We start from the raw sequence: 17,855 nt of genomic DNA, 5'->3' as shown, positions 1-17,855 counted from the left end.
ACGCCCAGTCCAATCGGTCAGGCAACCTGCTGCAGGATGTCTCGCAGACGGTCCAGGGCGATATCGATGTCGAGCAGTTCAATGGCGCCAAAACCCAGGATCAGGCCTGGACGCACCGGCGCCTCGTTAAAGAAGCCGTCGAGGCTGTAGAGCCCGACTTCGGCTTTCTTCGCCAATTCGATCACCAAAGGCAGGTCGAACGGTACCTTGCACAGCACAGCCATATGGAAACCCGCCGTGGTGGGCACGGCCTCGAACCAGGGTGACAGGTCATCGCCCATGCGCGCCAGGATTCGCTCGCGCCGGCCGGCATACAGCGCGTGGCAGCGGCGGATGTGCTTGAGCAGGCAGCCCTCGGCAATGAATTTCGCCAGCGCCCATTGGGGCAGGGTGGAGGTGTGCTGGTCGGTAAGGCGCTTGGCCAGGATCACCGCCTCGAGAATCGCCGGTGGCAGGATCGCGTAGCCGAGGCGCAGTTCCGGCAGCAAGGTCTTGGAAAAGGTCCCTACGTACGCCACGATCCCGCGCTCGTCCATGCTCTGCAACGAGTCGGCGGGTCGGCCTTCATAGCGGAACTCACTGTCATAGTCGTCTTCGATAATGATCGCCCCGAGTTCATAGGCTCGCGCCAGCAGGGCCTCGCGCCGGGGCTGGCTCATGGGCATGCCCAAGGGGAACTGATGTGACGGCGTCACGTAGATCAGCCGTGTGCCGTCCGGAATCAAGTCGACGCACACGCCTTGCTCATCCACCGGCACTCCGGCCACCGTCGCGCCATGGGAACCGAACAGCAGGCGTGCCGGCGGATAGCCGGGGTCTTCCATGGCGACCAGGCTGCCGGGGCGGGTCAGTACCCGGGAAATCAGATCAAGGGCCTGTTGCGCCCCGTTGCACACCACCACGTCGTCGTCCTGGCAGTTGACCCCGCGGGAAAACGCGATGTGCCGGGCGATGGCGTTGCGCAGCGCCGGCAAGCCCTCGGGCTGGCTGTAGAAACCCTTGGCATTGGCGATCTGGCGCAGGGCATGGGCGGTGCAGCGACGCCAGTCATCCAGCGGAAACTGGCCCTTGCCGGTCGCGCCGCCGATGAAGTCATAGCGCAGCGCGCTCTCGGGTGGCGGATGGCGCAGCAAGTCCGGCATGTTGCGCCAGGTCTCGACCACATCGGCGCCGGCGAGCTCGCGATGGCTTTGCTTGCGCACGATGCTGGCCGGGCGCGCATTGACATAGGTGCCCTTGCCGATGACGCCGGTGAGGAGGTTTTCGTAGGTCAGTTGCGCGTAGGTGTCGGAAACGGTCTTGCGCGATATGCCCAACTGCTCGGCCAGCAGGCGACTGGGCGGCAGTTGCGTGCCGGCGGCCAGTCGACCGCTTTCGATGGCGCTGCGCAATTGTCGATACAACTGGCCCGTCAGGTCCTTGCGGCCGTTGATGACGACATGAAGTTCCATACCTGCGGGCTCCTGGGATGATCGATTGCGGCAAGGGCCGAGGCCGCAAGATTACCCGCAATGCGCCGGAGCAGAGAAGTTGCGTGGGCGTTTATCGACGGATTGGATCTGTCGCGGGTGGCCTCAAGGTTTTACCGTGGATTTATCAACCACTACGGAGCCCGCCATGAGCCCGCGTCTCGATTACTACAGCGCATCCCCGGGGGCGATGCGGGCGATGATCGGTCTGGAGGCGCTGACCAGTCGCCTGAGCATCGAGCCGGCATTGCTGAACCTGATCAGGATCCGCGCCTCGCAACTCAACGGCTGCGCCTTTTGTACCGACATGCACTCGGTGGACGCGCGCCGCCAGGGCGAGACGGAGCGGCGTCTGTTTGCGGTGGCGGTGTGGCGCGACAGTGGCTTTTTCAGCGAGCGCGAACGGGCCGCGCTCGCCTGGACTGAAGCCGTCACGCTGTTGGCTGAGAGCCAGGTGCCGGATGACGTCTATACGTTGGCCTGTGGCAGTTTTAGTGAAGAGGAACTGGTGGACCTGACTATGGCGATCAGCACTATCAATAGCTGGAATCGGTTGGCGGTGAGTTTTCGACAGAGTCCGGGGGGGTAGGGGAGCTAATGAGGCGGCCTGGCAGCCGACCTCGATGTTGCTGTCGAGTACATATCCATTTCTGCGGTAACGGCCACTAATGGTTCCGCTCTTACAGCGGGTCACTTTTGGAAAGAGCGCCAAAAGTAACCAAAAACGCTCTGCCCCACCACTCGGTGCCTCGCCTAGGCTCGGCATGCCCTCACTCCGGCCTTGCTCCGTGGGCCCGCCGCGATGGGCCATCCATGGCCCTGCGCGGCTATCCCGGCATCCATGCCGGGATGCCCACTCCACAAGGCCTGCGTTCGGCCATCGTGGTTAACGGGGCGCTGAAATCTACGTCCACCGCGAGGCGGCCTTCGGGCCGACCTGGCTACTGGTGAATCGCGTTTTTTCTGTGGGAGCGAGCCTGCTCGCGAATGCGATTTTCCAGTTGATGAAGATGTTGGATGTACCGGCCTCTTCGCGGGCAAGCCCGCTCCCACAATGGAGCGCGGTACCTATCGCAACTTAACGATATCCAACGCTCGATTTGCCAGCATCTCACTGAGTTCGATCATTTGCTGGACACCCAAGGCAAAATGCCGGCGCGAGCCTTCCAGATCAAAGGCAAGATCGCTGAGCATGGCGTTGGCAGAGGCCAGGGTCTCGCTGAGGTTGGCCAGAAGGGTTTCGGTGGCTGCGCTCTCTACAACAGCGAACAGTTGACCTGAGGGTTTTTTCGCTTGGTTTGAGGCTTTGGGTCGAGATAGTGGTCGATGGCACGTTTGGCTGCTTCATCGAGTTTTTGAGGACGAGCAGGCTCGCTCCCACAGGAGAAACGCGGTCACCCCAAACCAGGTCGGCCCGAAGGCCGCCTCGCGGTGGACGTAGATTTCAGCGCCCCGTTAACCACGATGGCTGAACGCAGGCCTTGCGCAGTGGGCACCTCGGCATGGATGCCGAGGTAGCCGCGCAGGGCCATGGATGGCCCATCGCGGCGGCCCACGGAGCAAGGCCTGCGTTCAGGCATGCCGAGCCTAGGCGAGGCACCGAGTGGTGGGGCAAAAGCGCTTTGGTTACTTTCGCGCTCTTCGAAAGTGACCCGCTGTAAGAGCGGAACCATTAGCGGCCGTTGCCGCAGAAAGGGATATGTACTCGGTCAAAAGAGAGGTCGACTACCAGACCGCTTTCGCGAGCAAGCCCGCTCCCACAAAAAAGCAATGAGGGCTAAAGCCACCGCGGCGTGGTAAAGAACGAAGCCATTTCCGAGCGAGCCAACGCCGCGCCGAAGTACGGCCCTTGCACATGATCACACGCCACACTGCGCAATTGACTGAACTGCAGCGCATTCTCGATACCCTCGGCCGTCACCATCAGCCCGACGCTGCGGCTCAACCGAATCATCGCCAGCACACCCTCCTGATCATGCTCCAGGCCCAACTGTGCAAGGATATTGCGATCAAAGCGAATGCCGTCGAACGGCTGGTCAAGGACTTCCCGCAGAGACGCAATATTGGTACCGAACTTGTCGATATTGATCCGCACACCCAAGGCCTTGAGCGCATGCAACGTATTGGCAAGGGTCTTGTGATCGGTCAGCAGCACCCCTTCGGCCACTTCCAGCGTCAGGCGCTGGGCAGGCAGGCCGCTCGTTTCCAGGGCTTTGTGCACCTGGTTGAAGAGGAAACTGCTGCTGAACCAGCGCGGCGATACCGCGACGGACACGTTCAGGGCGTTGGGCCAGGTCGTTGCCTCTTCGCAGGCGTGGATCAACATCCAACTGCCAAGTTCTTCCAGTTGACCGGACGCTTCGGCGACCGGAATGAAATCGATGCCACCCAGCTCACCTCGCTCGGGATGGTGCCAGAAGGCCTGGGCTTCGAAGCCATGCAACTGTTCGGCATTCACGTCGAAACGCGGCAGGTAGCGCAATTCAAGCTGGTCTTGTTGCATTGCATCGCGCAATTGCTGCTCATAGCGTCGGCGGTCGCGGGCCACGTTGCCCATGGCTTCTTCGTAGACGCGCCAGGTATTGCGACCGGCGGCCTTGGCCGCGTACAAGGCGATGTCTGCCTGGCGCAACAGCTCTTCGGCACGCTGTTCAGCGGGGTGCGACCAGGCGACGCCGATACTCATGCCCAGGTACAGCGTATTGCCGTCCAAGTGCATCGGGCGCTGCATGCATTCGATCAGGCGCCCGCACAGTTGGTCGAGATCGCTCGCGCCACCCGGGTTGGGCATGACGATGACAAATTCATCGCCACCGAGGCGGGCCACCAGGTCAGTGCCGCGCACGTTCTGCTGGAGGATATGGGCAACTTCCTTCAGCACCTTGTCGCCCACGGCATGGCCGAGGGAGTCGTTGACCGGCTTGAATCTATCCATGTCCAGGTTCAGGACCGCCAGCGGCGTTCCGTGCGCTTGGTCCAGGTGCTCGCTGAGGCAATCGAACAAGCGGTTGCGGTTGGCCAGGCCGGTGAGGGGGTCGTGCAGGGAGAGGTGCTTGATCTGCGCCAGCGCCCGCAGCTCTTCGGTGATATCGGTGGCGGTGCCGCGAAAGCCCTGCGCGCCGGCCTCGATGGCCCGTACCGACAGCTTGCAGGTGCGTATGCGTTGGTTGCGCGCGGTGTATTCGCACAGGAGCGGCGTAGCGCATGCACTGTTGGCGCCGCCGAGCAGCCAATGGGCAATCGAGATCGAGCCGTTGTGAGGGTGCAACAGCCTGTGCAGCGGTTTGCCCAGCCACTCGGAGGGGCTGAACCCGGTGACCTGTTCGAAGCGCTCGGACAAATAGGTCAATGTTCCGTTCGAGTCGACTTCCCACAGCCAGTCGGACGATACCTCGGCAATGTCCCGGAAACGTTCTTCGCTGCGTTCCAGCGCTTTGCGATGGGCCAGGAGACTGACGTACTGGCGCTCCTGGGCGCGGAGCATGATCAGCGCATGGCGCAACACCGCCAGGGCCATGATCGCGAGGACCAACAACGCCAATCCGAGCAAGGGCAGCAGGACCTTGCGCAAATCCTTGCCGGGGGTAGCAGGGTGCCAGGCCAAGGCTTCGCGTGTCAGGCTGTCGAGCAATACCTGGGCGGTGTCTTTCGGGCCGGGCGTGTGGGCGATATGCGCACCGGGCAGGGCGAAGTCCCGGGACAGGTTCTGCAGCGCACCGGCGTCGAGGACTTTGACAAACAGCATCAGGCTGGACGGGCCGGGAATCTCGCGCACGCTATTGTCGGTGCCGGTGGTAATCGCCGAGACGGCGACGAAGGCCGGCGCGTCCTCGTGATGCAGCAGTTCGACGATCACCTCGTCACGATTTTCCGCGGCCCTGGCCTTCTTGGCGATTGCCCGCAAGTCGCCGGTGAGCCAGGTGTCGGCGGCCACTTCGCTCATTTCGCCATTGATCACCGAGTAAACCGTCTTGCCAGCAGGGGAAATGACGAACACCGCCTGGTAGCCATAAAGCGAGAACACGCTGCTGCCGACGTTTTCCTGGTCATAGGCCCAGTCTTTATCGACTTCCAAGTGCAGGTGGCGGTAGGCGTCGCTCCATTTCGAGTAATCGCTCAGGTCGCGGCCGATGCCGGTACGCATGCCGTCGATGGCCCGCTGGGCAAAGAACAGGCTCTGTTCACGGGCCTGTTCGTCCTGGGTCTGGGTGATGTTGAGCAGCACCGCGATGGCCAGCGCAGACATGATGAACAGCAACAGCATGATGGCCGGAAAGGTGCGGCGGGTGAAACTTCGGGTTGGTCGCTCGCCGGAAGCCACCGTGGAGCCATTGCCAGCATCTTCAATCATAAAAACAAGCCATCAGCTGAACGCGAGATACCCCGCACTCACCTTGTATCGGCTGACTGTCTGATTAGCTTAATAAAAGTAGAAATTTGCTGACCAGTTGCACCATTTTTTTGCCGGCGATCACCCTCATGTGCTGGCTTTGCCGCGCCGGGCCCATTCCAAGGCAAAGTCCCGCTGTTGGAAATAATTGACCCCGGCGGCTGCAACCAACGCCACGCCCGCTGCCAATGCCGCCAGGGCCATGTCCTTTTGCGAATCCCACGGGTCTTGTTGTGCGCCGACGAATGCCTTGGCGGTATCGCCGCCCATGTAGGCGCCGCCGATCCATTCGATCAGCTCATAAATGGCCGAGGACGACAGGATCAGGTTCCAGGCCAGGAAGTAACCGGTGAATCCCCGGGCGGGGATGACCCGCAACAGCGCCTCGCGCACCGGGTAGGCCAGCAGCAGGCCATAGCTGAAGTGCACCAGCCGGTCGAACTGGTTGCGCTGGAAACCCAGGAGTTGGTCCAGCGCCGGGCCGCCGGTCAGGGCCTGCCACCATTCGTTGTAAGGGACTTTGGCGTAGGTGTAGTGGGCACCGACCTCGTGGATGCAGAGGAACACGAACACCAGCGAGGCGGACAGCCGGGAGAAGCTGAACCGGCGATGGACCGCCACCAGAACCACCAGCAGCGCGACGACCAGCAGGTTCTCCGCCAGCCAGTCGCTGCGTTTCATCGGGGCGATGGCCAGCCACGCCCACAGGGCGATGAAGCTTCCCAGCAATATCAGCTCATAACGGCTCGCTCGGGTCTGCATGATCACTCTTTGTCCTTGCGATGGCCCGGCAGCAACGCGCCGAGCACCTGCTTGGCCGTCTCGACGACAATGCCACCCTCGTTCGGATCGCCATGGAGCAGGGTGGAGGCAAATTTCTTCGCCTGTTCCAACTTGATATGCGGCGGCAAGGGTGGCACGTCGGGGTCGGTGCGGAACTCGATCAGCACCGGGCGTTCGGCGGCGAAGGCCTGTTCCCAGGCGCCAGCCACGTCGCTTTCCTGATCGACGAGGATGCCCTTCAAGCCAATGGACTCGGCGAAGAGATGATACGGCACGTCGGGAATGTCCTGGGACGCCTCGAATTTCGGGTCGCCTTCCATGACCCGCTGTTCCCAGGTCACCTGGTTCAGGTCCTGGTTGTTGAATACCGCGCAGATCCAGGTGGTGTTGGTCCAGGTGCGCCAATACTTGGCGACGGTGATCAGCTCGGCCATGTTGTTCATTTGCATCGCGCCATCGCCCACCAGCGCGATGACCGGACGATCCGGGTGGCAGAACTTGGCGGCGATGGCGTAGGGCACGGCGGCGCCCATGGAGGCGAGTCCGCCGGAAAGCGAGCACATCATGCCGCGACGGATCTGGACGTCCCGCGTATACCAGTTGGCGCACGAACCGGAGTCGCTGGTGATGATGGCGCGGTCCGGCAGTCGGGGGGACAGCTCGTAGGTGACGCGTTGCGGATTGATCGGCTTGGCCGACACCAGGGCGCGTTTTTCCAGGGTCTTGTCCCAGTCCGCCCGCCAGCCTTCGATTTTCTTGCGCCAGGCGCGGTCGGTCTTTTCTTCGATCAACGGCAGCAAGGCCCGCAGGGTGTCGGCGCTGTCGCCTTGCAGATTGACCTCCATGGGGTAGCGCAGGCTGAGCATGTCGGGCTGTAGGTCGATCTGCACACCACGCGCCTGGCCCTCGCCGGGCAGGAATTCGGCATAGGGGAAACCTGAGCCGATCATCATCAAGGTGTCGCAACCGGCCATGAGATTGTCGCTGGGCTCGGTGCCCAGCAGGCCGATGGAGCCGGTGACCCATGGCAATTCGTCAGGCACCACCGCTTTGCCGAGCAGGGCCTTGGCGACGCCGGCACCGAGTTTGTCGGCGATGGCAATCACTTCGTCCGTTGCGTGCAGGGCGCCGGCACCCACCAGAATGGCGACTTTCTTGCCGGCATTGAGCACGTCGGCGGCCCGGCGCAGGTCTTCCTCGTAGGGCACGACCTTGGGTTTGCGGTAGCCGACCCCGGAATGCAGCGTGCCGTGCTTGTGGGGCGGCGGCGTGTATTCCAGGTCCTGGAGATCGTTGGGCAGGATCAGCGCAGTGACTCGGCGCTCGCCCACCGCCGTGCGTACCGCGCGGTCGAGCAGGTGGCGGACCTGGGCTGGGGCGCTGGCTTGCTCGACGAACGCGCCGGCAACGTCCTTGAACAGGCTCACCAAGTCCAATTCCTGCTGGTAATGCCCACCCAACGCGTTGCGCGCCTGCTGGCCGCTGATTGCGAGGACGGGCATGTGGTCCATGCGTGCGTCATACAGGCCGGTGATCAGGTGCGACGCCCCAGGGCCAGACGTCGCGATACACACTCCCAGCTCGCCGGTGAACTTGGCATGGGCGCAGGCCATGAACGCGGCCATTTCTTCGTGACGGGCCTGGATGAACCGGATCTTGCCCTTGGCCCGATTCAAGGCCCCGAATACACCGTTGATGCCGTCGCCCGGATAGCCGTAGATGCGACGTACGCCCCATTCATAAAGGCGCTCAACCAGAAAATCACCGACGGTCATGCTCATGTCTGTTCCTCGTCCTGATGGGCTGTCTTGATGCGCTGCGACCGCCATGACAGCGATACGCAGCGCGTTGGCTCATACAGGACTGGACCGACGCGAGTCCTTCAAGGTTTCGATTTTTTTGTCCAGAGCAGCCACTTGAGCAGCGCATCCACGCTCAACTGGCCGGCACCCTGCAACAGCAACGGCAGCAATGCGACCAGGTAAATCAACGGCAACTTGAAGTTGCCATAACCCTTGTTGGTGATCGCGTACCCTTGGGCCAGCTCGCTCAGGCTCGACCAGTCCGCCGGCCAATGCACGGCTGCGGTGGCGACCACGGTAACGACCATCAACACCAGCGCCGAGGCGCGCGTGCCCAGGCCGATCAACAGGGCGAAGGCGCAGATCAGTTCCGCCCACATCGACAGTTCCCAGTTCCAACTGGCCGGCACATGGTTGAACGGGAAGGGAAAGGCCGACTGGATCTCGGCGAACCAGTTTTCGCCGTTCCATTTTTCCAGGCCGGATTCGAAGAACTCCCAGGCCAGCAACAGGCGCAGCCCCAGCGGTGCGAGCCACGAGCCGGCGTGATCGAGGTTGAGGTGCAGGCTGTTCAAGGTTTTCGAGACAGTCGTGTACATGATCGTTCTCCTTCGCTCAGGCCACGCGTTGCAGGGATTGGCGTTTGTTGGCCTGGGCCAGCTTGCCCATCAGGCGGATTGCGGTGGCGGCGCAGATCAGGCCGAACGGCAGCACGTACCAGTCACTCATTGGAATACGCTTGAAGTTCGAGTAGGCAAAGATCGCCGCCAATACCCACATGCCGGTCGTGTGCAGGCGCTTCCAGGCCGTGGCGCCGATCAGCCGCGTAGTGCTTTTGAACGAGGTCAGGGCCAGTAGCAGGACAAATACATAACCCACGGTGCCGGGCACGTTGCCCAGGGCAGTGCGCCCGGGCCAGAACTCGGTGTTGAGTTGGCCGTACCAGTAGATGAGCACCGCATGGATCAGATGGGAAAAGGCAAAGGCCAACCCGATGAAGCGCCGCTCGCGCACCAGGGATTTGCTCAGGGGCGAGGGCACCAGCACGGCAAACGCCGAGGCCGTGAAAGCCAGCAGGAACAGGACGAAGGATGAACGGGCAGTGGCGCGGATGGCGCTGCGCACGCCTTCGGTCAGGTCGGGGTTGATGATCAGGATCATTACGGTCATCAGCAGCACCAGGGCGGCAAGCAGGCTGAACAGCGACCAGCCCTGGTAACGGAAAGCAGGCGGCGTTGCGGTGGCGTTAGGCATGGGAAAGCTCCTTGGATGGCCCGGCATCGTGGTGGCCGGGGATAGGAGGAGTCTTTCAAGTGGGTGTAAGCGGGGTGTGTCCGGAAGGGGGGCGGTGTGCAAGTTTGTGTATGCGCTGTGGCGGTTGACACACTGATATACAAACCCGATACCGAACCTTTGCACAAGACCCTGTGGGAGCGAGCTTGCTCGCGATAGCGTCAGGTCAGTCGATTGATGTTGTCTGACCCACTGCTATCGCGAGCAAGCTCGCTCCCACAAGGGATTCAGTTGGCTTCAGGCGGACGTATCGCAACCCAAGCGCAACTCAGCGCACAACCCGCCACCCTCGCGATTGCTCAAGGTCAGCGACCCACCCATGGCGTTCGCCAGTTGCTGGGCGATCGCCAGGCCCAGGCCCGTGCCGCCGGTTTCCCGGTTGCGCGAGCTCTCCACTCGGTAGAACGGCTTGAGCACTTCGGCCAGTTCCGGCTCGCTGATGCCGGGACCTCGGTCCAATACCTGGATCGCCAATTGCCCGTCGGCGGCGGGCCGGACCTGGATCTGCGCCGCGCCGCCGAACTTCAAGGCGTTGTCCACCAGGTTGACCAGCACCCGACGCAACGCATGGGGGCGGGTGTCGATGACGGCGGCGTTCTTGCCGGACAATTGCACATCCTGCCCGGTGTCCTGATAGTCGAACACCAGGCTGTCCAGGAACGCATCCAGGCTGATCCGGCAACTGGCTTCGGTGGCACCGTGGATACTGCGGGCGTAGGCCACGCCTTCACGCACCAGATGCTCCATTTCGCCCAGGTCGCTGTAGAGCTTGTCTTTTTCTATTCCATCGTCCATGAACTCGGCCCGCAGCTTCATGCGGGTGATGGGCGTCTGTAAATCATGGGAAATCGCGGCCAACAGGTGCATGCGCTCCTTCAGATAGGCGGCGATGCGGTCCTGCATGGCATTGAAGGCCTTGGCCGCGTGCACCACTTCGGTCGGGCCTTTTTCGTCCAGGCGTACGCCGTGGGCGTTGGGGTCCAGGGTTTCCACCGCTTGGGCCAGCCGGGTGAGGGGGCTGACGGCGATGCGCACGGCCAGCCAGGTGCAGCCGATCAGCAGCGCCAGTTGCCCGAGCAAGACCATCGGCAGCCAAGGTGAAAGCGGCGCCATGGCAGGACGCACGTCGATGGTCAGCGGGTTGCCGTCCTTCAGGCGCAGGTGCGCCTGGTAGTGCATCTTTGGGCCTGGGATCTGGTTGAAGGTCAGCGCGTAGGATTCGCCCAAGGCTTCCTGGAGCGAACTGACCGATATCGGCGCGTTGTCGGGAAGCATTGGCATGCCAGGCTGGCCTTCGTCGAGCACGTAGCCGTAGTTGCGCCGCGCAAGCTTTGGCAGCCACGCGGGGCGTTCCGCGGCAGGTAGGCGATCAAGGATCGCCACCGATGTCGAGACGTCGGTCTCCAGGTTGCCGAGCATGGTGTTCTTGGCGCTTTCGTAGCGTTCGTAGTACTGGACGCCGAACGACAAGCCCTGGGCCAGGACCAGGCCGATCAGGAAGATCAGCGACAGGCGCGAGGCGAGGGTGCGCGGCCAACGCAGGGGCAAACTCATACCGAGGCCTCGAGGATCTCCACCGGCAGCGAGAACACATAACCTTCGCTGCGCACGGTCTTGATGTACGCCGGCTCGCGAGCATCGTCCAACAGGCGCTGGCGCAGGCGACTCACCAGCAAGTCGATGGAGCGGTCGAACAGGTCGGCGTCGCGGCCCTGGGTCAGGTTCAGCAACTGGTCGCGGTTGAGCACCCGCTGCGGATGGTCGAGGAATACCCGCAACAACCGGTACTCGGCGCCGCTCAAGGCCACCATGGTTCCATCGCTGTCCAGCAGGTGCCGGGCCGTGGTATCCAGCCGCCAGCGGCCAAACGCCAGCAGGCGCCCGCTCTCGGTGACCACCAGGTTGGGCGGCAACATGCGCGTGCGCCGCAGCACGGCGTTGATCCGGGCCAGCAGTTCGCGGGCGGCGAAGGGCTTGACCAGGTAATCGTCGGCGCCCATTTCCAGGCCGATGATGCGGTCGGTCTCGTCGTTGCGAGCGGTCAGCATCAAGACCGGCGTGGCCTTGTGCTTGCCGGCGCGCAATTCGCGGCACAACACCAGGCCATCGTCGCCGGGCATCATGATGTCCAGCACGATCAGGTCCACTGGGGTGGTGTCCAGGAAGGCGCGCATTTGCCGGCCATCCGCCACGACGGTGGTGCGCAGGCCGTTCTTTTTCAGGTAGTTGCCTACCAGTTCCCTGATCTCGCGATCGTCATCCACGATTAACACATGATCGACATGATCCATGGTGTTCTGCCCCTTGGCGTTTTGTTGTGGGTGAGTCTACAGCCAGCAGCCGGCCTGGCCTGGGACGGTTTGTATTGCAGTGTATCTGGCGCGCGGCGGATACACAGCGATGCAAAAAGCCACTCGGTTCGATACAGGCGTGATACCTGGGCGGCATTCAATGGCATCCATCGAGGCAACACGACCTGCCTCTGAACAAACATCCATTGAATCGAGGACACCGCCATGAACACCAAAGCCATCTACGCCGCCTGCCTGTTCGCCGCACTGAACGTCTGCACCCTGTCTGCCCGGGCCGAAAGCACCGTCCAGCCGCACACCTACAGCTATGGCACCCACCTGGATGTACGCAAAGTGCTGTCCCTGAGCGAAGACCCGCAACCGGCCTGTGGCGTAGTGAATGCCCGCATGACCTACCTGGATTCGGCGGGGCATGAACAGGAGCTGGACTACCGCAAGTTTTCAGATAACTGCAGCAACCAGAATTGAGAGCCACATGCCAGCCATGCCTGCAGGCTTTGTGGCGAGGGGATAAATCCCCTCGCCACAAGGTCCCCGCACATATTCATGCTTCAGCCCATTTTGAGGTGTTGCCATGCTTCTGATCGCATTTCTCGGCGGGATCCTGACGATCCTCAGCCCTTGTATTCTTCCCGTGGTGCCGTTCCTGTTCGCCCGGGCCAATCAATCGCGCAGCTCGGTGTTGTTGACGCTGGGAGGCATGGTATTGACCTTCGCCGCCGTGTCCAGCCTGGCTGTGGTCAGCAGCGAATGGGTGCTGCGTGCCAGCGTTGCCGGACGACAAGTCGCCCTGGTGGTGATGGTGCTGTTTGCCTTGTCGCTGATGTTCAGCCGGGTGGGCACTTGGTTGGCGCGGCCGCTGGTCAGCCTGGGCAATCGTCTTGATGCCGGCGCCGGGCGGAGGAGTGGGCCTGTGGCGTCGGTGTTGATCGGCGTCGCCACCGGATTGCTCTGGGCGCCGTGCGCCGGCCCTGTCCTTGGCGTGATCCTGACCGGGGCGATGCTGCAAGGCGCCAGCGCCCAGACCAGCCTTTTGTTGCTCGCCTACGGCCTGGGCAGTGCCTTGTCACTGGGAACCTTGATCCTCGCCGGCCGCGGCTTGGTCGGTCGATTGAAACTCTCGCTGCCGATCACCGCCTGGCTGCGCCGCGCCACCGGGGCGCTGGTGTTGCTGGCCGCCGTGGCAATTGGCACCGGGGCGGATGACCGGTTACTGGCCGCGACGTCGTCGCAACAGTCGGCCAGCCTGGAAAAAAGCCTGCTGGAGAACGTGCCCAAGGCCATCGACTATGTAGTGAGCAAGGCCGGCGCGAGCACTATGCCGACGCTCGAATCCCAAGGCGCCATGCCTGCGCTGGACGGCGCGGTGCAATGGCTCAACTCGCCGCCGCTGAGCAGCGAGTCGTTGCGGGGCAAGGTGGTGCTGGTGGATTTCTGGACCTACGACTGCATCAACTGCCAGCACACGCTGCCGTATGTGAACGAGTGGGCGAAGAAATACGCGAAGGACGGTCTGGTGGTCATCGGCGTCCACACCCCGGAATACGGCTACGAGAAGATCATCGACAACGTGCGCGAGCAGGTGCGCAAGTTGGACATCCAGTACCCGGTGGCCATCGACAACCAATATGCAATCTGGCGCGCCTTCAACAACCAGTACTGGCCGGCCCATTACTTCGTCGATGCCAAGGGGCAGGTGCGCTACAGCCATTTTGGCGAAGGGCGGTATGGCGAGCAGGAGCAGGTGATCCAGCAATTGCTGCAAGAGGCAAAATCCGCCCAATGATCCCGTGGCGAGGGAGCTTGCTGTGGCGAGGGGATTTATCCCCGCTGGGTCGCGAAGCGGCCCTAAACCTGACAACTCGGTGTATCCATGGATCCAGGGGCTGCGGCGCAGCCCAGCGGGGCGGTGCGACGTTTCGCTAAATCCCCTCGCCACAAAAGATGGCGTGAAACGAGGCTGCGATCTTTCTCCAGACACTTGAGTCCCAAGCGAAAGATCAAAAGATCGCAGGCTTCGCCAGCTCCTACCGACTGTATGAAACTCTTAATTTTCATGATGTTAATGCATATATGTGAAAGCGTTTCTAGATAAGCGCGTGAGGTGATGAATGGCATGGAAATGCTGGCCCCTTGCTCCTAATACTGGCGTCAAACTCCTTTCATTTCAGAAAGTTGGACGACAAACCTATGCGTGTTTCTATCTGGATCGCGGCAGCCATGCTCATGGCCGCCGTTTCGCTTGAAGCCCAGGCCAGGGCGCTGACGGCCAACCAGCAGTCAGTGTGTCGCTGGGGTTCGGACATTGCGGCGGGCGCCCAGGCGTCGAAGCTGTCCGGGGTCAGCCTGTACGGGGCACGCAAGAAGCTGCAGGTGCGCAAGTTTCCCCGGCCCTGGATGCGTATGACCGCCCTGGGCATTACCGAACAGACCTACAACAGCACTTCGCGGTTAAAGCCGGTGGCGGTCAAGCAGACCTACTACGAGCAATGCGTGCGCCATGAGCTGGCGCGACGATAAGCCTTCAGCCCGGACTCCGGCCGGGCATTTCGATGCCATGCTGATGCACCCGTCGATACAGCGTTGCCCGGGAAATGCCCAGGGCCCGCGCCGCCGGGGTGGGTTTCCAGCGATGGCGCACCAGGGCGTCCAGCAACGCCTGGCGTTCAGGACTGGCGCCGGGCTCCGGCCCATGATCGACGGCAGTCGCGCTGTGCAATGACTCGGGCAAGTGGCTGAGCTGGATCACGCTGGCCTCGCAGACCGCGCAGGCATAGCGCAGCACATGCCGCAACTGGCGGACATTGCCCGGCCAGTGATAACCCAGCAGGCATTCCAGCGCCGCGCCGCTCAGGTGCACCGCATCGCCGCACAGTGCTGACTCTTCTTCCAGAATGCGATTGATCAACGCCAGCCGGTCCGTGCGTTCGCGCAGCGGAGGCAGTTTGAAACGGGCACCGCCGAGGCGGAAATACAAATCCTCGCGAAATTCGCCGGTCGCGACCAAGGCCTCCAAGTCGCGGTGAGTGGCGCAAACTACCTGGATGTCCACGGCCTTGCGCCGCGATGCCCCCAACGGCGCCACTTCGCCCTCGGCCAGCACCCGCAACAGGCGGGTTTGCAGGGCCAGCGGCATGTCACCGATTTCGTCGAGGAACAGCGTGCCGCCATCGGCCTGCTGCAACAGGCCCTGCATACCCTTGGCCGAGGCGCCGGTAAAGGCACCGGCCACATAACCGAACAACTCGCTCTCGATCAGGCTTTCCGGTATGGCCGCGCAGTTCAAGGCCACGAAAGGCCGGTCGCGGCGCTGGCTTGCCTGGTGCAACTGGCGGGCGAAGACTTCCTTGCCGGAACCGGTCTCGCCCTGGATCAGCACCGGCAGGTTGCGATCCTTGACCCGCACCGCCAGGGTCAGGCTGTCGGCGAGGCGTGGATCGAGCTCGGTCGGCGTCATCGCGGCGCGCTGGCGAGGCGTGGCCCGGCGCCGTGGCGCGCTCAAGCGCCCATGCAAATCGACATCAAGCGGATAGAGGCTTTCATCGCGGGCGCGGTGCAGCAATTGGGCGTCGAAGATCTGGCTGATGTGCTGAGGCAACTGGCCGTAACGCTGCATCAAGAACTGGCGCGCCGCCGGGTTCAGCGCTTGCAGGCAGCCATCGTCGTCCCAGGCCAGCAGGAAATCCGGTTGGCTGTCGACGTACCCGGCGTTGCGATGGGCCCGTAGCACCCAGTAACCCTGGGCGCTGCTCATGAAAAATGCCTGTTCGATTTCCCGGGCGCTCTGCACCACCATTTGCCGGATCAGGTGCTGCGAGCGGCGATCATCCGGCGAACGCACCGCCGAGACGTCCAGCACCCCGAGCAATTCCCCTTGTGGATCGAAGACCGGCGCGGCGGAGCAGGTCAGACCAATGAATGCCGCGCGGAAGTGGTCGCGCTTGTGCACCGTCACCGCCGTCTTGGCCGTGAGCACCGCCGCCACGCCGCAAGTGCCTTCTTCGCCTTCCGACCAGCACGTCCCCAGGTAGAGCCCGGCCTTGCGGCAGTCATTGCGAAGGGTGGTTTCCACCCGGTAGTCGATGGTCTGGCCCTGTGCATCGGTCAGCAGCACGCAATAGTCGGCGTCGCGCACCCGGCCATGCAGGCGCGCCACTTCGTCGCTGGCGATATTGAGGAACAGTTCCGAACGCTCGCGGCACTGCTTGAGCACGTCGTGGGACAGGATCCGCGGGCCCTGCAGCGAGCCGGGGTCCAGGTGATGTTGCTCCATGGACCGGCGCCAGGAGTCGAGGATCAGGTCCGGCACCGGCAATTGCGGCAGTCGGGCGGCGTTCTTCAGCACGCGGCTGACGCAATCCACATGCGCCCGGGAGTGAGCGGAAAGCATAGGGGCCTCCGGTTCAGCTTCTTGTCGTTGTCGGCACATTAAGCGCTGATCGCCGGGCGCAGACAAGCCCGACGGAGCGCAGGCCTGGAGGTGAGACGCGACGTCTCAGCGTCTCGCGGTTTCGTCGTGCAGGCTGGCATGTGGCGTCTCACCGGGCTCGTGGGCAAGGCTTCCAATGGACCGTGGCGAGCGCTCTGACTCGCGGCTTTGCGTCGACTTTCCGGTAATTGGCACCGGCCTTGCTCTAGGCCTTGGACCCATCCCGTTGGGCTTCCAATAATAAAAAGAGGTGCCTATGACTTGCCCGCCAAGCCCGTTGATCGTTCCCGCCACGGTGGCGCCATGAGCCGCCGTCCGCTCACCGTCGGCATCATTGCCAACCCTGCGTCGGGCCGTGACGTGCGGCGCCTGACCGCCAATGCCGGATTGTTTTCCAGCACCGACAAGGTCTCGGTGATCCAGCGCCTGTTGGCCGCGTTCGGCGCCACGGGCATCGAACAGGTGCTGATGCCCACCGACATGATCGGCATGGCCGCCGCCGTGCTGAAGAACAGCCACAGCCGCCAGGCCCGCAGCAGCCACTGGCCGGCCCTGGAGTTTCTCGACCTGACCCTGCGCCAGACCGTCGAAGACACCCGCCGCGCCGCGCGGCTGATGGCCGAGCGCGAGGTGGCGTTGATCGCCGTGCTCGGCGGCGACGGCACCCACAAGGCGGTCGCCGCCGAAGTCGGCGACATTCCTCTCTTGACCCTTTCCACCGGCACCAACAATGCCTTCCCCGAGCTACGCGAGGCCACCAGTGCCGGGCTGGCCGGCGGGTTGTACGCCTGCGGCCGCATCCCGGACGAAATCGGTTTGCGCCGCAACAAGCGCTTGCTGGTCTGCGATGCCGCACGTGGCTTGCGGGAAGTGGCCCTGGTGGACGTTGCCGTGTCGCCGCTGCGCTTCGTCGGTGCCCGGGCGATCAGTCGGGCCCAGGACCTCGCCGAAGTCTTCGTGACCTTCGCCGAACCGCAATCCATCGGTTTGTCGGCCCTGTGCGGGTTGTGGTTCCCGGTGTCACGCCAGGCGCCAGGCGGTGCCTGGATGCGCCTGGACCCGCAATCTCCCGAGGCGCTGCTGGTGCCGCTCGCACCAGGCTTACTGCAAGGCTGCGGCGTGCTCGCCGCCGGTCCTTTGGAACCCGGCGTCGCCCACGGTCTATCGCTGTCCGCCGGCACGTTGGCCCTGGACGGCGAGCGGGAAATCGAATTCAACGCCCATGACCGGCCCACGGTCACCCTCGATGCCGGCGGCCCGCTGAGCATCGACGTCAACGCGGTGCTCACCTACGCCGCGCAACAACGCTTGTTGGCCATTGGCCGCGAGCACCCGCAACACCCCTTGAACCTTCAAGAAGACACGCCTGGAGAATAA

14 protein-coding genes and 1 pseudogene are annotated in these 17,855 nt (G+C 63.0%); 5 read left to right on the top strand and 10 right to left on the bottom strand.

Translation table 11 applies throughout. The features are described 5' to 3' along the window. Positions 1-17: 17 nt before the first annotated feature. On the bottom strand, positions 18-1,451 hold the full coding sequence (gene pdxR / locus KSS97_RS15590) for a MocR-like pyridoxine biosynthesis transcription factor PdxR (protein WP_217859541.1): 1,434 nt from the start codon (positions 1,449-1,451) through the stop codon (positions 18-20). A 166-nt stretch (positions 1,452-1,617) separates the two neighbouring features. Here pdxR and KSS97_RS15585 point away from each other — a divergent pair, with 166 nt between their 5' ends. After that, the gene (locus KSS97_RS15585; RefSeq protein WP_198796426.1) at positions 1,618-2,058 is read left to right on the top strand and encodes a carboxymuconolactone decarboxylase family protein; all 441 of its coding nucleotides are present in this window, start codon (positions 1,618-1,620) and stop codon (positions 2,056-2,058) included. Between the two features lie 479 nt (positions 2,059-2,537). Here KSS97_RS15585 and KSS97_RS28375 read toward each other — a convergent pair. The 8 genes and pseudogenes from KSS97_RS28375 to KSS97_RS15550 form a co-directional block, all read right to left on the bottom strand. Continuing rightward, a pseudogene (locus tag KSS97_RS28375) lies at positions 2,538-2,830 on the bottom strand (DUF6124 family protein); the annotation flags it as partial. Between the two features lie 416 nt (positions 2,831-3,246). Continuing rightward, positions 3,247-5,820, bottom strand: coding sequence for a bifunctional diguanylate cyclase/phosphodiesterase (locus KSS97_RS15580; RefSeq protein ID WP_217859540.1), 2,574 nt, complete (start codon positions 5,818-5,820; stop codon positions 3,247-3,249). A gap of 126 nt (positions 5,821-5,946) precedes the next feature. After that, on the bottom strand, positions 5,947-6,621 hold the full coding sequence (locus tag KSS97_RS15575) for a DUF2238 domain-containing protein (RefSeq protein WP_030140704.1): 675 nt from the start codon (positions 6,619-6,621) through the stop codon (positions 5,947-5,949). A gap of 2 nt (positions 6,622-6,623) precedes the next feature. Continuing rightward, on the bottom strand, positions 6,624-8,423 hold the full coding sequence (locus KSS97_RS15570; RefSeq protein WP_217859539.1) for a thiamine pyrophosphate-requiring protein: 1,800 nt from the start codon (positions 8,421-8,423) through the stop codon (positions 6,624-6,626). Positions 8,424-8,524: 101 nt separating this feature from the next. Then, positions 8,525-9,043: an HvfX family Cu-binding RiPP maturation protein gene (locus KSS97_RS15565; protein ID WP_217859538.1), complete on the bottom strand. Its 519-nt coding sequence runs from the start codon at positions 9,041-9,043 to the stop codon at positions 8,525-8,527. 16 nt (positions 9,044-9,059) lie between these two features. Then, on the bottom strand, positions 9,060-9,698 hold the full coding sequence (locus tag KSS97_RS15560; protein ID WP_217859537.1) for a ferric reductase-like transmembrane domain-containing protein: 639 nt from the start codon (positions 9,696-9,698) through the stop codon (positions 9,060-9,062). Between the two features lie 276 nt (positions 9,699-9,974). Further along, positions 9,975-11,291 carry an ATP-binding protein gene (locus tag KSS97_RS15555; RefSeq protein WP_217859536.1) on the bottom strand — a complete coding sequence of 439 codons (1,317 nt, stop codon included), beginning with the start codon at positions 11,289-11,291 and terminating at the stop codon, positions 9,975-9,977. Next, positions 11,288-12,028, bottom strand: coding sequence for a response regulator (locus KSS97_RS15550; RefSeq protein ID WP_030140709.1), 741 nt, complete (start codon positions 12,026-12,028; stop codon positions 11,288-11,290). The genes KSS97_RS15555 and KSS97_RS15550 overlap by 4 nt, the downstream gene beginning before the upstream one ends. 225 nt (positions 12,029-12,253) lie before the next feature. Here KSS97_RS15550 and KSS97_RS15545 point away from each other — a divergent pair, with 225 nt between their 5' ends. The 3 genes from KSS97_RS15545 (at position 12,254) to KSS97_RS15535 (ending at position 14,569) form a co-directional block, all read left to right on the top strand. After that, entirely contained in the window at positions 12,254-12,517 is a 264-nt protein-coding gene (locus tag KSS97_RS15545; RefSeq protein WP_030140710.1) for a DUF2790 domain-containing protein, read from the top strand. A gap of 106 nt (positions 12,518-12,623) precedes the next feature. Next, on the top strand, positions 12,624-13,835 hold the full coding sequence (locus tag KSS97_RS15540; protein WP_217859535.1) for a cytochrome c biogenesis protein DipZ: 1,212 nt from the start codon (positions 12,624-12,626) through the stop codon (positions 13,833-13,835). 440 nt (positions 13,836-14,275) lie between these two features. After that, entirely contained in the window at positions 14,276-14,569 is a 294-nt protein-coding gene (locus KSS97_RS15535; protein ID WP_407683303.1) for a hypothetical protein, read from the top strand. A 4-nt stretch (positions 14,570-14,573) separates the two neighbouring features. On the opposite strand, the gene KSS97_RS15530 is transcribed toward KSS97_RS15535, so the two are convergent. After that, complete coding sequence (locus KSS97_RS15530; protein WP_217859534.1) at positions 14,574-16,439, bottom strand: sigma-54-dependent Fis family transcriptional regulator; 1,866 nt, start codon at positions 16,437-16,439, stop codon at positions 14,574-14,576. A 342-nt stretch (positions 16,440-16,781) separates the two neighbouring features. Here KSS97_RS15530 and KSS97_RS15525 point away from each other — a divergent pair, with 342 nt between their 5' ends. Beyond that, positions 16,782-17,855, top strand: coding sequence for an ATP-NAD kinase family protein (locus KSS97_RS15525; RefSeq protein WP_217859533.1), 1,074 nt, complete (start codon positions 16,782-16,784; stop codon positions 17,853-17,855).

Origin of the sequence: Pseudomonas alvandae (assembly GCF_019141525.1) — a bacterium.
Taxonomy (GTDB): Bacteria; Pseudomonadota; Gammaproteobacteria; order Pseudomonadales; family Pseudomonadaceae; genus Aquipseudomonas; species Aquipseudomonas alvandae.
Note: the sequence above shows the minus strand (reverse complement) of the source record. Positions and strands in the feature narration are given on the sequence as shown.

Excerpts from the sequence above, each read along its gene's own strand:
- KSS97_RS15570 (WP_217859539.1), bottom strand. The coding sequence starts at position 8,423 with ATGAGCATGACCGTCGGTGATTTTCTGGTTGAGCGCCTTTATGAATGG.
- KSS97_RS15585 (WP_198796426.1), top strand. The coding sequence starts at position 1,618 with ATGAGCCCGCGTCTCGATTACTACAGCGCATCCCCGGGGGCGATGCGG.
- KSS97_RS15545 (WP_030140710.1), top strand. The coding sequence starts at position 12,254 with ATGAACACCAAAGCCATCTACGCCGCCTGCCTGTTCGCCGCACTGAAC.
- KSS97_RS15575 (WP_030140704.1), bottom strand. The coding sequence starts at position 6,621 with ATGCAGACCCGAGCGAGCCGTTATGAGCTGATATTGCTGGGAAGCTTC.
- KSS97_RS15535 (WP_407683303.1), top strand. The coding sequence starts at position 14,276 with ATGGCCGCCGTTTCGCTTGAAGCCCAGGCCAGGGCGCTGACGGCCAAC.
- pdxR (WP_217859541.1), bottom strand. The coding sequence starts at position 1,451 with ATGGAACTTCATGTCGTCATCAACGGCCGCAAGGACCTGACGGGCCAG.
- KSS97_RS15555 (WP_217859536.1), bottom strand. The coding sequence starts at position 11,291 with ATGAGTTTGCCCCTGCGTTGGCCGCGCACCCTCGCCTCGCGCCTGTCG.
- KSS97_RS15540 (WP_217859535.1), top strand. The coding sequence starts at position 12,624 with ATGCTTCTGATCGCATTTCTCGGCGGGATCCTGACGATCCTCAGCCCT.
- KSS97_RS15560 (WP_217859537.1), bottom strand. The coding sequence starts at position 9,698 with ATGCCTAACGCCACCGCAACGCCGCCTGCTTTCCGTTACCAGGGCTGG.
- KSS97_RS15530 (WP_217859534.1), bottom strand. The coding sequence starts at position 16,439 with ATGCTTTCCGCTCACTCCCGGGCGCATGTGGATTGCGTCAGCCGCGTG.
- KSS97_RS15580 (WP_217859540.1), bottom strand. The coding sequence starts at position 5,820 with ATGATTGAAGATGCTGGCAATGGCTCCACGGTGGCTTCCGGCGAGCGA.
- KSS97_RS15525 (WP_217859533.1), top strand. The coding sequence starts at position 16,782 with ATGAGCCGCCGTCCGCTCACCGTCGGCATCATTGCCAACCCTGCGTCG.
- KSS97_RS15550 (WP_030140709.1), bottom strand. The coding sequence starts at position 12,028 with ATGGATCATGTCGATCATGTGTTAATCGTGGATGACGATCGCGAGATC.
- KSS97_RS15565 (WP_217859538.1), bottom strand. The coding sequence starts at position 9,043 with ATGTACACGACTGTCTCGAAAACCTTGAACAGCCTGCACCTCAACCTC.